Raw genomic sequence first — 14,774 nt, 5'->3', positions numbered from 1 at the left:
TCCCCCCCCCCCCCCCCCACCGCGTCATCCGTAGACCCCGGGCCGTACCCCTCCGCGCCCGGGTGGTGCCGCCGCGGCCGCAAGAGCCGCCACGGCACCCGGGGCCCGGACGCCTGTCGGCGTCCGGGCCCTGGTCTTCCGCCGTGCTCGGTCCGGCGGAACGCTCCACCGGCCCCTGGCCCCTGGCCCCTGGCCCCTGGCCCCTGGCCCAGGGCTCCGGGCTCCGGTTTCAGGGCCCCGGGCTCCGGGCTCAGGTTTCAGTGCCCCGAGCCCGCGTGACCGGTGCCCGGAGGCGCGGCCCCGCGCGACCGGGACCGAACGCCCGTCAGAAGGTGAGCTTCCAGCTGTCGATGTAGCCGGTGTCCTGGGCCGCGATGTCCTGGACCTTGAGCTTCCAGGTGCCGTTCGCCGCCTCGCTCGAGGCGTTGACGGTGTACGTGGCGATGACGTTGTCCGCCGAGTCCGAACCGCTGGAGTTCTTCAGCCGGTACGCGGTCCCGTCCGGTGCCACCAGGTCGACGACCAGGTCACCGCGCCAGCTGTGCTTGATGTCGACCCCCACCTTCAGGGCCGACGGCGCGTTGCCCGTGCGGCCCGTGACCTCCAGCGCGGACGTCACCGCCGCGCCGTTGTCCGGGATGCTCACGTCCGCGGTGCTCTCGAAGACCGTCCCCGGCTGGGTGGTCCCGGTGCCGAGCGTCCACACCGCGTGGGCGATGGCGTCGGCGTTGCGGTCGAGCGCGGTGTCGTTGATGTTCGCGGTGGTGTCGCAGGAGGAGTGGTAGCAGCGGTCGAACGCCTGTCCGGACGTACCGCCCCACTTCTGGGCCTGGGCGGCCGTCTTGCGGTAGTCGGCGCCCGTGAACAGGCCGCCCACCGGCACCCCGACGTTCTTGAACGGGGCGTGGTCGGAGCGTCCGTCGCCCTCGGTCTCGATCTCCGTGGGCACGCCGAGCCCCGCGAAGTAGTCCTTGAACGTGGTCTCGATCGTCGGGTCGTCGTCGTAGACGAAGTACCCGGGGTTCGGTGAGCCGATCATGTCGAAGTTCAGATACCCGGCGATCTTCGAGCGCTCGGCGGACGGCAGGTTGTTGACGTAGTACCGCGAGCCGACGAGGCCGAGCTCCTCCGCGCCCCACCACCCGAACCGCAGGTGCTTGGACGGCTGGAGGTTCGCGCGGGAGACGGCGAGGGCGGTCTCCAGGACGGCGGCCGACCCGGAGCCGTTGTCGTTGATGCCGGGGCCCGAGCTGACCGAGTCGAGGTGCGAGCCGGCGAACAGCACCTGGTCGGGGTCGCCGCCCGGCCAGTCGGCTATCAGGTTGTAGCCGGTCGAGCCGCCGGAGGTGAACTGCTGGACGGTGGTGGTGAACCCGGCCGCGTCCAGCTTCCCCTTCACATAGTCCAGCGAGGCCTTGTAGCCGGCGCGGCCGTGGGCGCGGTTGCCGCCGTTGGCGGTGGCGATCGACTGCAGCTGGCTCAGATGCGCTTTGACGTTGGCGAGCGGGATGTCCGGCGGGGCGAGGGCGGACGGCCGGGCGGCGGAGGCGGGCTGCGCCGCGCCGGCGGCGCCGGGGGCCGAGACGACGAGCCCGGCGAGGGCGCCGGCGGCCACGGTGACGGTGGCGGCCCGGCGTATCCAGGATCTTCGGGCAGGGCTGCGGTCGGTACCAGGAGTGCGTGCAGACATGGTGGGGGCTCCGTATTCCGAACGGGATGAGGACGGAACGAACAGGAAGCCCTGCGGCTGGGTGACCACAGGGCACTGGAGCGAGCACAAATCCTTGACGCGAGCATGATGCTGAGGCGGGGCTGACGAAGCGTCAAGGGCGGAATTCGGACACGCCCTGCCGCATATCGGTCCGGAGCGCCGCGCGACGGTCGGCCGCTGTGGTCCCCGCTGTGGTCCCCCTGTGGTCCGGCGCGGTGCGGCCGAGGCCGGAGGGGCTGCCGGTGGCCCCGGGGCGTTCCGGGGCGGGGCCGGTGAGCCGTGGGTGAACGGCTGCTCGTCGGCCCCTGGCTGAGGGGTCCTGCGGTGTCCTCCCCGCCGCTGGCTGAGAGATTCTGCAGTGTCCGCCCCGCCCCTGGCTGAGGCTTCCTGCCCTGCCTCCTTGGCCCCTGCCTCCCGGCTTCTCGGCGTCTTGTCCTCCCTGCCGCGACATCCTCCCCGCCGCTCACCCGGCCGCTCACCCGGCCGCTCACCCCGCCGTTCCTCCCGCGTTCTGCGCCGGTGGTCCGTCCCGGTGGGAGCCCGCGGCCATCCGGGTGCAACGGCCGCGTCCCGGTGCGACGTCGGCACATTCCTCAGCTTGAGTGATCATCGGCACGCGTCACTCTCCACGGGGCCGGACCTCCCGTCACCTCTCCACGGGCAGGGCCGTCCCCGGCTCTCATCGACTCGACGCCCGAATTCGAGGCGTGCCCCGGGCACCAACGTCTTCTGGAGGTTCCGTGAGATCGTTCAGATGGGGTGCGAGCCTGGTGGCCGCGGCCGGTCTGGCAGGCTCCCTGCTCCTGGGCTCGGCCGTGTCGTCGGCCGCTCCCTCGACGGCGGGCAGCAGCGTCGGAATGGCCGCGGCGGCTCAGCCGGGAGCACCGGCCGGGGAAGCAGCCGAGGAGCACGGGAAGCCGAACCCGAAGCCCAAGCCGAAGCCGAAGCGGAAGCAGGGCCACGGGCAGAGCTCAAAGCAGCACCGCCCCGGAGCGCACCACCAGAGCGCGCCGCAGCAGTCACGGCAGCCCCAGCGGGGTGAGCGGCCGCACACGCTGCCGGCTCCGGTCCGGCCCGGCCAGTCCGACCGCCCCGGCCGGCCGGGCGCCACCCGGCCGGACATGCGCCCCATCTGTCTCGGCCTGGTGCCCCCGCCCTACGCGTATGCCGACCGTTCGCAGTACTTCTGCGGCGACTGGCGGCTCGGCCCCACCCGGCTGCCGACCCGCGGAGTCCTGGGCAACATCCTGGGCGGCTACCAGCGGTTCGGACACCTCACCCCGGTCGAGTTCCTGAACAAGTGGTGGGACCCGACCCTGGACTCCGGTCAGGGCGACTGGAAGTACCCGCCGGAGGACGGCTTCCAGCTCGACTCCGAGGGCAACCCCATCGCGGCGCCGCTGGTGCTCCACGCGGGGACGAAGGTCGACCGCTTCGGCAACGAGGCCGGCCGGTTCCTCTCCCCGGCGGGCACCCGGTACGGGGAGCGCGCCCTCCCGCCGTCCAGCCTGGACACGACCGATCCGCGCTACCCCTTCAACTACCACCTCTACCGGGTGACCAGGGATCTCACGGTCTGCGCGGGCCCGATCGCCCCGGCGTTCGAGCAGCCCGGCAACGGCACCCAGTACGTGACGTCGAGCAACTTCTGCCCGACGGTCACCGGCCACACCGTGGGGGAGCTGGTCCGCAACGGCACCCTGGCGCGGATCAACTGACCTGCCGCACCGTGAACAGCCGCACCTGAAAGCCGCACCTGAACCACCGCACCCTGAACCACCGCACCTGAACCACCGCACCTGAAATACGCCGTACGACACAGCACGCCGGGCCCGCCATGCGCGGGCCCGGCGTCGTTCCCGGTGGGAGACTGACGCCATGGACCGGTTCCAGCTGTGCGCGGCCCTCCGCGCGGCGGGGGTCCCGGCCGCGCACTACGAGATCCCGGACTGCCCCGGCGGCCGCCACCCGACGGAGTCGTACTTCCTGCGGGCAGGGGAGAGCGCCTGGCTGGTCGGCGTTCACGAACGCGGGGAACGGCGCGTCCTCGAACGGTTCACGGACGAGGACGCGGCCTGCCGCTGGCTCTACGACCGCCTCACCTACGAGGGCCCGCCGCCGACCGGCCTCACGCCCGAGGAACGGGACGAACTGCTGCACGACAGCGACGGCATCCAGCGCCGGGCCCGCCGGGAACTCGACCGGGCCCTGGCCGCCGAACAGGAACGCCGCCGGTCCGGGAAGGACGGCGGTGCGGACGGGCACTCCGACGGGCAGCAGCCTCCCGCCGACGGCCGGTGACCCGCCGCGTCCGTACCCGCCGGGTCCGTACCTGTCGGGTCCGCACCCATCGGGTGCCGAACACCGGGTCATCGTCCGGTCCCCCTCCGTGGCACGGCGTCCGCCGGTCCCCGAAGAACGGCCCCTGCCTGGGGTGATGTCCCCCATCCCGTAGATGGAGGCGGCCAACGCGGGTACGCGGACGAGTCGACGGCACTACGGAGGACGCATGGCAGAGGCGACCGCTGGGCGGCAGCGGACGGACGTGGCCGGGCAGGGCCGGACGGCCCGGATACGGCAGTGGCTGCGACGCGCGGCGGGTTCGGAGGGGCATGAACGCCACACCCTCGCCCTGATCGGCAAGGCCACTCTGGCGGCCTGTCTGGCCTGGGTGATCGCCTACGACGTGATGCAGGCGCAGTCGCCCGCGTTCGCCCCGTTCTCGGCCGTGCTGATCATGCAGGTCACGGTGTACCGGTCGCTGCTCCAGGCGCTGCGGTACGTCGGGGCGGTCTCGGTGGGCGTCGCGTTGCAGGGGCTCTTCGGGCTGCTGGCCGGCCCCGGGCTGGTGACGTTCGTCCTGGTGGCACTGGCCGCACTCGCCATCGGCCGCTGGCGCCCGCTGGGCTCCCAGGGCTCCCAGGTGGCGACGGCGGCGTTCTTCGCCTTCTCCACCTATGTCTCCGCGAGCAGCGACGCCGACCGCTGGAACCAGCTCGGCCAGATCATCCTGCTCGTCCTCATCGGCTGCGGGGTGGGCGTGGTGGTCAACATGGTGGTCCTGCCGCCGATGCGGTACCGCAGCGCCGAGAGCGGCATCCACGCCCTGGCGCACTCGCTGTGCGACCTGGTCTCCGACATCCATCCCGCCCTGCGCGAGAACGAGCTCGACGGGGAGCGCACCCGGCACTGGCGGGAGCGGGCCGCCCATCTGGGCCCGATCGTGGAGCAGGCGCAGTCGGCGGTGCGGACGGCGCGGGAGAGCACGTACTACAACCCCCGGCGGCTGCTGCAACGGCACTGGCACCACACCTCGTTCTCCGGCTATCAGGCCGTCATCGACGCCCTGGAGCGGGTCTCGTACCAGATGGGGTCGATGACCCGCAGTCTCGACCAGTGGCACGACGGGGAGAGCGGCGGCCCGCACCGCGACTTCCTGCGTGACTACGGCGACTTCCTGGAGTCGCTGGCCCGCATCCTCGATCTGTTCAGCCACGTCGACGAGGACCGGCTCACCGACCAGGCGCGGGAACTGTGCGAGGCCGCGGACCAGGCGCAGGAGCGGCGCACCCGGCTCGTGGAGGACGCGGAGGGCAGCGACCTGCCGCTGGGCGATCCGTCCCGCCCGTTCGGGATCCTCATGGTCGAGGCGACCCGGCTGATGGACGAGATGCAGCACACCTGCGACGTCCTCCAGCAGGCGGTCGACCGCGCGTGCGCGGCGGAGGGGGCATGAGCGCCCTTCCGGCGCCGCACTGCCACCCGCCGGAGGGCTGATCCGGGCGCCGGCGTCCGTGCGCGAGCCCGCGTGCCGTGGTGCGGTGAGCGGGGTTCGCGGGGCTGCGGCCGCCCGGGATCTGCCGGGCCTCGGGCCGCTGCCGGACCGGATCCCCGGAGATCGGCAGATTCCTCCGGCGGGCGGGTGACGTTCCCCGTCGCTGTGCTGCGGACACCCCTGTGGCCCACAGACCAACCGACGGTCGGCGCACTTAATGCGCGGGCAAGTGCATTAAGTGCGCTCACACAGTAACGGCCGAGTGCCTGCACGGCAAAGGAAACCCCGCCGGGACGGCGGGGTTGGTGTGCTCCCGGGGCAGGGAGCCGGGGGGCGGCGCGGCAGCGGTGAGGCTCGGCCGGCCCGCCTCCGACCGGCGGGTGGGATGGCGGCTCCGGGGGCGTGTCCGTCGGCTCTCACGGGCGAGGGCCCGTCAGGAAGGCGTCCCCGAATCGAACGTCCCCGCTTTGAGGCCGGTTATGAAGGCGGTCCAGGCTTCGGGGGTGAAGCAGAGCGCGGGGCCGTGGGGGTCCTTGCTGTCGCGCACGGGAACGGCGCCGGGGATGTGGTCGGCGACCTCGACGCATTCGCCGCCCTGGGTGTTGCTGTAGCTGGACTTGCGCCAGTTCGCCGAGCCGGGACTCAGGTCGAAAGTGGTTCGCATGAGGTGCAGCCCTCCATGGCCGAGGAAATCAACGCCGCCGACTCCTTGGGCGACAGGGCGTATGCCCGCAGCGCATCGTATGCGCGTCGGCGTTCTCGGACCGAGGCCGAATCCTCGTAGAGATGACTGGCATCGATTCCTTCCTCGTAAGCGACCACAGTTGTGTCGCGGAGGGTGAGAAGGGTGAGGGAGCCGCCCAGCAGGCGGTGTGCGCCGTGACTGTAGGGCAAGATCTGGACCTTGCTGTGGGCTGTGTCCATAAGGAGCGACAGCGCTTTGAGTTGCCCCAGTGTCACGTCCGGGCCGCCGATGAGGCGCCGGATCACACTCTCGTCGAGGATGGCCCACATGTCCGGGGGGTTGTCGCCCCGGAGGCGCTCCTGGCGGCTCAGCCGAGCCGATACTCGTTCCTCGATCAGCCCCGCTTCCGCGGCGGGGTCACCGGCGCGCAGCAGGGCACGGGCGTACTCCTCGGTCTGCAGCAGGCCCGGGACAAGGTGTCCCGCCCAGTGCTCGATGACGTCGGCGCCCGATTCGCAGTCCATGTACCGTCGGTACTTGTCCGGATGCGCCTCCCGCCGGGCCAGACCGTACAGCCGTAACAGGTGCCCGTCCGTTCCGAACGCAGCGTCCAGGGTCTCCGAAAGCCCTGGTGGGGGCATGGCGTCGGCGGTCTCGATGCGTGCCAGATGGCTCTTGCTGTACTTCAGCACTTCCGCAAGCCTGGCCAAGGACATGTCTGCCGCAACACGCAGTCGGCGGACCTCGGCCCCGTAGAGATCCCGTGCGGACCGGTCCGGTGTCAGTTCCCTCGGCCTCGGCGCCATGGCTCCGTCCTTTCTCGCCCTGGTCGGGCCCCTCCCGATGGGTCTTGTCCCCACAGGGCTCCGGGGACATCAATCCCTGGTGAACCTAGCTCCGCCCCGCAATCATTGCGTCACGAACAGTGATGCGTTCATCCGGGAGAGTCGGAAGAACGCAGATGCCCCGACGGCCGCTGCAACGGCCCCGGGGCGTGGCCAACGCTGAGGATGGAGCATTGACATGACGCAGCATATTGCGCGCTGCCTGGCTCGCGTGAGGACCTTTCTCGCCTTGCGGACAGGCGGGCGTCACCCTTCCGTTCCGGGTTCCGGTTCGGGTGGTGCTGCCCGGGGGATCCGGGTGACGGTCTGGGATCCGCCCCACCTGCCATGGGAGCGGCGGGCGGTGGCGTCCGGGGCGCTGATCGACGGGGCGGCGACGGCCCTGGTGCGTCCGTACCTCATCGCCGAGGAGCTGCGGCAGTTGCGGGCCGGGGCGTGGTCGCCTCCTGCGGGTGCGGCCGCCGCGGGACCGTACTGGACCGGTGGCTGTACGGGCGGGGCGGCATGACGCAGAGCGTGGGCAGTGCACCGGTGCCTGCCCGGATGTGTGTCCGCTGCGAACGGATCACGGACGTTCCGGTCCTGGTGCAGGAGGTGCACGGCGGCACCGGTCCCGGCTGGAACGGTTACGCCTGCCCGGTCTGTGCCCCGCAGGTTCCGCGGGCCCCGGACATGCTTGCTGTCCTCGACGCGACGGTGTCGCTCCGGGGGAGCGGCGATGAACGCTGATGCGCCGGTCGGCAGGGAAGCGGCGGATGTCCAGCAGCCGGAACCCGGCCGGTCGTTCATGACCCTCCGGGTCTACCGGGCGACCCGGGACGGCGTGGTGGTCGAGGAGCGCGGCACGGTGCGCATCGTGGCCGGTGAGGTGCTGCCGCCGCTGATGTCCCACGCGTACCCGCCGTGCGGGTGCCCCCGCCACCGCGGCCACTCGTAGCCGCGCGGGTGGCCGGGGGCGTGCGGCCGGCCCCGGCCCCTCAGGGCCGGCTGCACTCCGCTTCGGCTTCCGTGCCCGGGGAGAGCGGGCCCGCGGAAGCCACGGCTTCCGCTTCCGCGCCGACGGACTCCGTTCCGGGTGCCGCGTCGCCCGGCTCGGCCGGGCGGGCGGCCGAGGCCTGAGCCGCGGCCTCCGCCTCGCGCAGTGCCACCCTGCCCTTCCGGGCGGTGCGCAGTGCGTCCCAGGTCAGCAGGGCGAGAGCCAGCCAGACGAGCGCGAAGCCGGCCCACCGTCCGGCGGGCATCTCCTCGTGCAGGACCGCCACCCCGAGGACGAACTGGATGCTCGGCGTCACGTACTGCAGCAGCCCGATGGTGGAGAGCGGGAGCCGGACAGCCGCCCCGCCGAAGCAGATCAGCGGCGCAGCGGTGACGAAGCCGCAAGTCACCAGCAGGAGGGAGTGGCCGATGTCGTGCGTGCCGAAGGTGCTCCGGCCCTGGGAGCCGAGGAAGAGCAGGAAGGCGAGCGCGGGCAGGAACTGCACCGCCGTCTCCGCCGCCAGGGACTCCAGCCCGTCCAGGCCCACCCGCTTCTTGACCAGGCCGTACGACGCGAACGTGAACGCGAGGACCAGGGCGATCCAGGGGACCTGGCCGTAGTCGACGGACAGGAAGACCACCGCGGCGACGCCGATGCCGACCGCGGTCCACTGCGTCGGACGCAGCCGTTCCCGCAGCAGCAGGACACCGAACGCGATGCTCACCAGCGGGTTGATGAAGTACCCGAGGGCGGCGTCGACGACATGGCCGGAGTTCGCGGCCCAGATGTAGACACCCCAGTTGGTCGAGATGAACACCGCGGCGACGGCGATCAGACCGAGGCGCCTGGGCTGGCGCAGCAGCGGACCGATCCAGGCCCAGCGGCGCAGCACGAGCAGGATGAGGCCGACGGCCGCCAGCGACCACACCATGCGGTGGGCCAGGATCTCGATGGCGCCGGTCGGCTCCAGCAGCGGCCAGTAGAGCGGGAAGAGCCCCCACATGCCGTAGGCGGCGAATCCGTACGCGAGGCCCGACCGGACCGACGGACCGGAATCCGAACCTCCACTGGATTCGATGGTGCTCGGCTTCATCGGACCTCCCCCGGCGCGGCATGACGACCACCCGACGGTAGCGCCCGAGGGGCGGCGCTGTCATGTGTGTTCCGGCATACGGTCATGACAGGTGTTCGGTCAGGTCGGGGGCCTGGCTCCGTCCCCTGCACGACGGCGCGCGTGCAGCGGCGCCCATGTGCGGCAGCGTCCGGCGCGCCAGGGCCGGAGGAGTAGAGCTGCTGAAACTGCTCTCCTTGACCCGCCTCCGGTGCTCCTGTGGCCGAACTTCGCTGCTCCGATGGCCGAGTTGCTTCGCATGTTCACGGCGGGGTACGGTCCAGGTCCGCTTAATGCGCCTTCGGGTGCGTTAGGTGGGACGGGGCGGCGAGGGGGCCGACTGCGCCACGACCAGGCGCGCGGATGGGGTGTGCATCCCACAAGGACGACATGTCTCAGAACGAACCGGACGGACTCGCGGCCTTCCTGTGCTGACGGTGGTGCTTGCCTATCCGGCAGCCCGGACGGCGCTTTGGGGGCAGCGCTTCGGCCACCCGGCTCCTGGATCTGGACGGCACTTCGGGTGGCTCAACTCCTGGTCCCGGACGGCAGGAAGCGCGGTTCCGAGGGCGCCCGGAACGTCGGCGTCGGCGGTGGTGCGCCGCGGCCGACATACGGAACACCGTCCTGGAGGTCCGCCTTCGGTACTCCCGCAGCCCATCAAGCGAACACATGAAACAGAGGACGAATATGGTGCGTAGGTTCCTGGCGGTCGGAGTCGCTGCGGCTGCGAGCGTGGTGTTCTGCAGTTCACCGGCGCTCGCCGGACAGTTCGCCATGGCTCACACGACGGACGGCAAGGACTGGGGCGGGAAGGCGTTCTTCGATCCCGACGGGGACGTCTTCAAGGTCTGCGACCTCAAGTCGGACGGGATGAAGGCCGAGATGTCCGGAGACTACCCGGGCGGCACTGCCTCTCTCATAGCGAGCAAGAAGGGTAAGTGCACCACGCAAGCCATGAACATTCGCGAGAACGCCACCGTCAAGATCAAGGTTTGCCTGCTGGCCAACGACGTCGACCGCCGCAAGTGCTCGGGATGGAGCCTCGGTTCGGCGTAAGGGTGTCCCGGCCCGGGACGCTCCGCGATCCGGGGCCCGCATGTGCTCGGAAGGCCCGGATGACGCTCGAGCCCTGAGAGCCCTGAGAGTCTGAGAACCAGACACGCGGCCGGGTCCGGCCAGGCGCCTCCACAACCCCCACGGCCCGGCCCCGGTACGCAAACCGGGGCCGGGCCGTAGAGGCGAGAGATGCGTCGTGCCGTCGCTCAGCCCGCCACCGTCCAGGTGTCGTTGCCGTGCAGCAGCGCGGACAGGTCGCCCTTGCCGTGGCGCTCGACCGCGGATTCCAGCTGGTCGGCCATGAGCGTGTCGTAGACCGGGCGTTCCACGCTGCGCAGCACCCCGATCGGGGTGTGGTGCAGGGTGTCGGCGTCGGCCAGGCGGGAGAGGGCGAAGGCCGTGGTCGGTGAGGTGGCGTGGGCGTCGTGGACCAGGACGTCCGCGGTGCCCTCCTCGGTCACGTCCACGATCTTCAGGTCACCGGTCGCCGGGTCCCGCACGACGCCCTTCGTGCCGAGGCCGTCCTCGGCCGGGGCGCCGAAGCGGATCGGCTGCCCGTGCTCCAGCCGGATCACGGCCTCCTGGGCCTGCTCCTTGTCCTTGAGGACCTCGAAGGCGCCGTCGTTGAAGATGTTGCAGTTCTGGTAGATCTCCACCAGCGCGGTGCCCGGGTGGGCGGCGGCCTCGCGCAGCACGCCCGTCAGGTGCTTGCGGTCGGAGTCGACGGTCCGCGCGACGAACGAAGCCTCGGCGCCGAGCGCCAGCGACACCGGGTTGAAGGGCGCGTCCAGCGAGCCCATCGGCGTCGACTTGGTGATCTTCCCGACCTCGGAGGTGGGGCTGTACTGGCCCTTGGTCAGCCCGTAGATCCGGTTGTTGAACAGCAGGATCTTGAGGTTGACGTTGCGGCGCAGCGCGTGGATCAGGTGGTTGCCGCCGATGGACAGCGCGTCGCCGTCGCCGGTGACGACCCAGACCGACAGGTCGCGGCGGGAGGACGCCAGGCCGGTGGCGATGGCCGGGGCGCGCCCGTGGATGGAGTGCATCCCGTAGGTGTTCATGTAGTACGGGAAGCGGGAGGAGCAGCCGATGCCGGAGACGAAGACGATGTTCTCCTTCGCCAGACCGAGCTCGGGCATGAAGCCCTGCACGGCGGCGAGGACGGCGTAGTCACCGCAGCCGGGGCACCAGCGCACTTCCTGATCGGACTTGAAGTCCTTCATGGACTGCCTGGCCGCGGCCTTGGGTACCAGGGTGAGCGCGTCGGAGGCGGACAGGCCCTCCGTCGTCGTCTCAGTCATCGATGGCCTCCTTAAGCACATCGGCGAGCTGTTCGGCCTTGAACGGCATCCCGTTGACCTGGGTGAAGGAACGGGCGTCGACCAGGTATTTCGCCCGCAGCAGGGTCGCGAGCTGGCCGAGGTTCATCTCCGGGACCACCACCGAGCGGTAACGCCCCAGCACCTCCCCGAGATTCCGCGGGAAGGGGTTGAGGTGCCGCAGGTGGGCCTGGGCGATCCGGCCGCCGGCGGCGCGGGTGCGGCGCACCGCGGCCGTGATCGGCCCGTACGTCGAGCCCCAGCCGAGGACGAGGACGTCGGCCTCGCCGGACGGGTCGTCCACCTCCACGTCGGGGACGTCGACGCCGTCCACCTTCGCCTGCCGGGTGCGGACCATGAAGTCGTGGTTGGCCGGGTCGTAGGAGATGTTGCCCGTGCCGTCCTGCTTCTCGATGCCGCCGATCCGGTGCTCCAGGCCGGGCGTGCCCGGGACCGCCCAGGGGCGGGCGAGGGTCTCCGGGTCGCGCTTGTACGGCCAGAAGGTGTCGGTGCCGTCCTCGGTGGTGTGGTTCGGCTCGGTGGTGAACGGCACCCGCAGGTCGGGGAGTTCGACCAGGTCCGGGACCCGCCACGGCTCCGATCCGTTGGCCAGGTAGCCGTCGGAGAGCAGGAAGACGGGCGTCCGGTAGGTGAGGGCGATCCGGGCCGCCTCCATCGCCGCGTCGAAGCAGTCCGCCGGGGTGGACGGGGCCACGATCGGCACCGGCGCCTCGCCGTTGCGCCCGTACATCGCCTGGAGCAGGTCGGCCTGCTCGGTCTTGGTCGGCAGCCCGGTGGACGGGCCGCCGCGCTGGATGTCCACGATCAGCAGCGGCAGTTCCAGCGACACCGCCAGTCCGATCGTCTCGGACTTCAGCGCCACACCGGGGCCGGAGGTGGTCGTCACCGCCAGCGCCCCGCCGAACGCCGCGCCCAGCGCCGCGCCGATACCGGCGATCTCGTCCTCGGCCTGGAAGGTCCGCACACCGAAGTTCTTGTGCTTGGACAGCTCGTGCAGGATGTCCGAGGCCGGGGTGATCGGGTACGAGCCGAGGTAGAGCGGAAGGTCGGACTGCTGGGAGGCGGCGACCAGGCCGTAGGATAGCGCCAGGTTCCCGGAGATGTTGCGGTACGTCCCCGGCGGGAACGCCGACGCCGCCGGCTGCACCTCGTAGGAGACGGCGAAGTCCTCGGTGGTCTCACCGAAGTTCCAGCCCGCCCGGTACGCGGCCACATTGGCCTCCGCGACCTGCGGCTTCTTCGCGAACTTGGTCCGCAGGAACGACTCGGTGGCCTCGGTCGGCCGGTGGTACATCCAGGACAGCAGGCCGAGCGCGAACATGTTCTTGCTGCGCTCCGCCTCCTTCCGGGACAGCGCGAAGTCCTTCAGCGCCTCGACCGTCAGCGTGGTCAGCGGCACCGGGTGGACGTGGTACGCGTCGAGGGAGCCGTCCTCCAGCGGGCTGGCCTGGTAGCCGACCTTGGCCATCGCGCGCTTGGTGAACTCGTCGGTGTTGACGATGATCTCCGCGCCGCGCGGCACGTCCGCCAGGTTCGCCTTCAGCGCCGCCGGGTTCATCGCGACCAGGACGTTCGGCGCGTCACCCGGGGTGAGGATGTCGTGGTCCGCGAAGTGCAGCTGGAAGCTGGACACCCCGGGCAGGGTGCCGGCGGGGGCGCGGATCTCGGCGGGGAAGTTGGGCAGCGTGGAGAGGTCGTTCCCGAACGACGCCGTGTCCGAGGTGAAACGGTCACCCGTCAGCTGCATACCGTCACCCGAGTCACCCGCGAAGCGGATGATCACCCGGTCGAGACGCCGGACTTCCTTGCCGGAACTGCGTTCCCCCATGCCCCGCCCGGCTGCCTGCTCGGGCTGGGTGTCGACCTGGCTGGTCACTGAACTGGACCTCCTTCGAGGCGGCGGCTCGCATCGCATTACCGACCGGTTGAACCGTCGGCCACTCTACGTCGGTAAGGGTCACCTTCCCTGGAAGTGTCACATAGTGGACGAAGTGCTGAGACGTGGCCCTGCGCCGGTTCGTACCGATTTACCCGCAGGTGCGGGCCGGCTCCCGAGCCGGCCCGCGGCTCATCCCTTGGGCCTAGGGCCGGAGACCGAGGGCGCCGCGGTGGGCCCTCGGCCCGCCCTGCCGCCGGGGCGATCACCCCGGCGCCGGGGGCGGGGGCCGGACGGCCGGGACGGCGGCTTCCGGGCGGGCGCCGCTGGTCGGGGCGCCGGATGGGGCGGGACGGGTGTCGCGAGGTGCCCCGCGCGGAGCGCCCCGCGGCCCGGTGGCACGCCCGGCCCGGGGCACGGCCGCCCCGGGCCCGGAGGAGCCGGCCATCGACCGGGAGTGGCCGGTCACGAGTCGAGATAGGTCAGGACGGCCAGGACGCGGCGGTGATCCCCGTCACTCGGCGACAGCCCCAGCTTCAGGAAGATGTTGCTGACGTGCTTCTCGACCGCCCCGTCGCTGACCACCAGCTGCCGGGCGATCGCCGAGTTCGTCCGGCCCTCGGCCATCAGCCCCAGCACCTCCCGCTCCCGCGGGGTGAGCCCGGCCAGCACGTCCTGCTTGCGGCTGCGGCCCAGGAGCTGGGCGACGACCTCCGGGTCCAGCGCCGTACCGCCCCCGGCCACCCGCACCACCGCGTCCACGAACTCGCGGACCTCGGCGACCCGGTCCTTGAGGAGATAGCCGACGCCCCGGCTGCTCCCGGCGAGCAGCTCCGTCGCGTACTGCTCCTCGACGTACTGGGAGAGCACCAGGACCCCCAGATCGGGGTGGTCGCGGCGCAGCCGCACCGCGGCCCGCACGCCCTCGTCGGTGTGGGTCGGCGGCATCCGGACGTCGGCCACCACCACGTCCGGCAGCTCGCCGTCCGCCGCCATCTCGCCGATGACCTTGATCAGCCCCTCGGCGTCCCCCACTCCGGCGACCACGTCGTGTCCCCGGTCGGTCAACAGCCTGGTCAGGCCCTCCCGGAGCAGCACCGAATCCTCGGCGATGACCACCCGCACCCTGTCCTCCACGCCCCTCGTCCCCCGCTCGCACATTCCTCTGAAGTCCGCCCGTGTGCCTGTGTGCCCATGTGACGGTGTTGCCCGTTCGCCTGTTGCGCACAGGTGCCCGGGCCGGTCGGTCCGTCGGCCCGGGGTGTTTGTGTGCATCACTGCCGTACTGCCGTACTGCCGTGTGCAGTCGCGCTGTGTGGCGTAACGCTGTGTGCTGTGCAGGCACCAGCATCCCAGTATTCGGGCACCCGTGTCCTCGGGCGGGAGGATGAGACGG

At 71.3% G+C, this 14,774-nt stretch carries 13 protein-coding genes; 6 read left to right on the top strand and 7 right to left on the bottom strand.

The window, feature by feature from the left end; genetic code table 11:
• Nucleotides 1-325: 325 nt before the first annotated feature.
• Complete coding sequence (locus tag AC3EQ1_RS30615; RefSeq protein ID WP_432097567.1) at nucleotides 326-1,690, bottom strand: M28 family metallopeptidase; 1,365 nt, start codon at nucleotides 1,688-1,690, stop codon at nucleotides 326-328.
• 761 nt (nucleotides 1,691-2,451) lie between these two features.
• Here AC3EQ1_RS30615 and AC3EQ1_RS30610 point away from each other — a divergent pair.
• The 3 genes from AC3EQ1_RS30610 to AC3EQ1_RS30600 all read left to right on the top strand — a co-directional run bounded on the left by AC3EQ1_RS30610 (nucleotide 2,452) and on the right by AC3EQ1_RS30600 (nucleotide 5,447).
• Nucleotides 2,452-3,429, top strand: coding sequence for a TNT domain-containing protein (locus AC3EQ1_RS30610; protein WP_432097566.1), 978 nt, complete (start codon nucleotides 2,452-2,454; stop codon nucleotides 3,427-3,429).
• Between the two features lie 160 nt (nucleotides 3,430-3,589).
• The gene (locus AC3EQ1_RS30605) at nucleotides 3,590-4,012 is read left to right on the top strand and encodes a hypothetical protein (RefSeq protein WP_432097565.1); all 423 of its coding nucleotides are present in this window, start codon (nucleotides 3,590-3,592) and stop codon (nucleotides 4,010-4,012) included.
• Nucleotides 4,013-4,220: 208 nt separating this feature from the next.
• Nucleotides 4,221-5,447, top strand: a complete 1,227-nt coding sequence (locus AC3EQ1_RS30600; RefSeq protein WP_432097564.1) for an FUSC family protein — start codon at nucleotides 4,221-4,223, stop codon at nucleotides 5,445-5,447.
• A gap of 472 nt (nucleotides 5,448-5,919) precedes the next feature.
• On the opposite strand, the gene AC3EQ1_RS30595 is transcribed toward AC3EQ1_RS30600, so the two are convergent.
• Entirely contained in the window at nucleotides 5,920-6,150 is a 231-nt protein-coding gene (locus AC3EQ1_RS30595) for a DUF397 domain-containing protein (RefSeq protein ID WP_432097563.1), read from the bottom strand.
• A complete protein-coding gene (locus tag AC3EQ1_RS30590) occupies nucleotides 6,129-6,977 on the bottom strand; it encodes a helix-turn-helix domain-containing protein (protein WP_432097562.1) in 849 nt (282 codons plus the stop codon). Before AC3EQ1_RS30590 ends, AC3EQ1_RS30595 begins: the two co-directional genes overlap by 22 nt.
• Before the next feature lie 337 nt (nucleotides 6,978-7,314).
• Between AC3EQ1_RS30590 and AC3EQ1_RS30585 the strand changes: the two genes are divergently transcribed.
• Nucleotides 7,315-7,524, top strand: a complete 210-nt coding sequence (locus AC3EQ1_RS30585) for a hypothetical protein (RefSeq protein ID WP_432097561.1) — start codon at nucleotides 7,315-7,317, stop codon at nucleotides 7,522-7,524.
• A gap of 210 nt (nucleotides 7,525-7,734) precedes the next feature.
• Nucleotides 7,735-7,953 (top strand): hypothetical protein, encoded by a 219-nt coding sequence (locus AC3EQ1_RS30580; RefSeq protein WP_432097560.1) that lies wholly within the window; start codon nucleotides 7,735-7,737, stop codon nucleotides 7,951-7,953.
• 40 nt (nucleotides 7,954-7,993) lie between these two features.
• Here AC3EQ1_RS30580 and rarD read toward each other — a convergent pair whose 3' ends face one another.
• Complete coding sequence (gene rarD / locus AC3EQ1_RS30575; protein ID WP_432097559.1) at nucleotides 7,994-9,085, bottom strand: EamA family transporter RarD; 1,092 nt, start codon at nucleotides 9,083-9,085, stop codon at nucleotides 7,994-7,996.
• 708 nt (nucleotides 9,086-9,793) lie between these two features.
• Here rarD and AC3EQ1_RS30570 point away from each other — a divergent pair.
• Nucleotides 9,794-10,162, top strand: a complete 369-nt coding sequence (locus AC3EQ1_RS30570; protein WP_488187184.1) for a hypothetical protein — start codon at nucleotides 9,794-9,796, stop codon at nucleotides 10,160-10,162.
• A 206-nt stretch (nucleotides 10,163-10,368) separates the two neighbouring features.
• On the opposite strand, the gene AC3EQ1_RS30565 is transcribed toward AC3EQ1_RS30570, so the two are convergent.
• The 3 genes from AC3EQ1_RS30565 to AC3EQ1_RS30555 all read right to left on the bottom strand — a co-directional run bounded on the left by AC3EQ1_RS30565 (nucleotide 10,369) and on the right by AC3EQ1_RS30555 (nucleotide 14,503).
• Nucleotides 10,369-11,463 carry a 2-oxoacid:ferredoxin oxidoreductase subunit beta gene (locus AC3EQ1_RS30565; RefSeq protein WP_432097557.1) on the bottom strand — a complete coding sequence of 365 codons (1,095 nt, stop codon included), beginning with the start codon at nucleotides 11,461-11,463 and terminating at the stop codon, nucleotides 10,369-10,371.
• Complete coding sequence (locus AC3EQ1_RS30560) at nucleotides 11,456-13,378, bottom strand: 2-oxoacid:acceptor oxidoreductase subunit alpha (protein WP_432097556.1); 1,923 nt, start codon at nucleotides 13,376-13,378, stop codon at nucleotides 11,456-11,458. Before AC3EQ1_RS30560 ends, AC3EQ1_RS30565 begins: the two co-directional genes overlap by 8 nt.
• A 465-nt stretch (nucleotides 13,379-13,843) precedes the next feature.
• Nucleotides 13,844-14,503, bottom strand: coding sequence for a LuxR C-terminal-related transcriptional regulator (locus AC3EQ1_RS30555; protein WP_351507900.1), 660 nt, complete (start codon nucleotides 14,501-14,503; stop codon nucleotides 13,844-13,846).
• Between the last annotated feature and the right edge of the window lie 271 nt (nucleotides 14,504-14,774).

It is taken from the genome of Streptomyces sp. bgisy100 (genome assembly GCF_057709105.1).
This window is presented reverse-complemented; position numbering and strand designations above follow the sequence as displayed.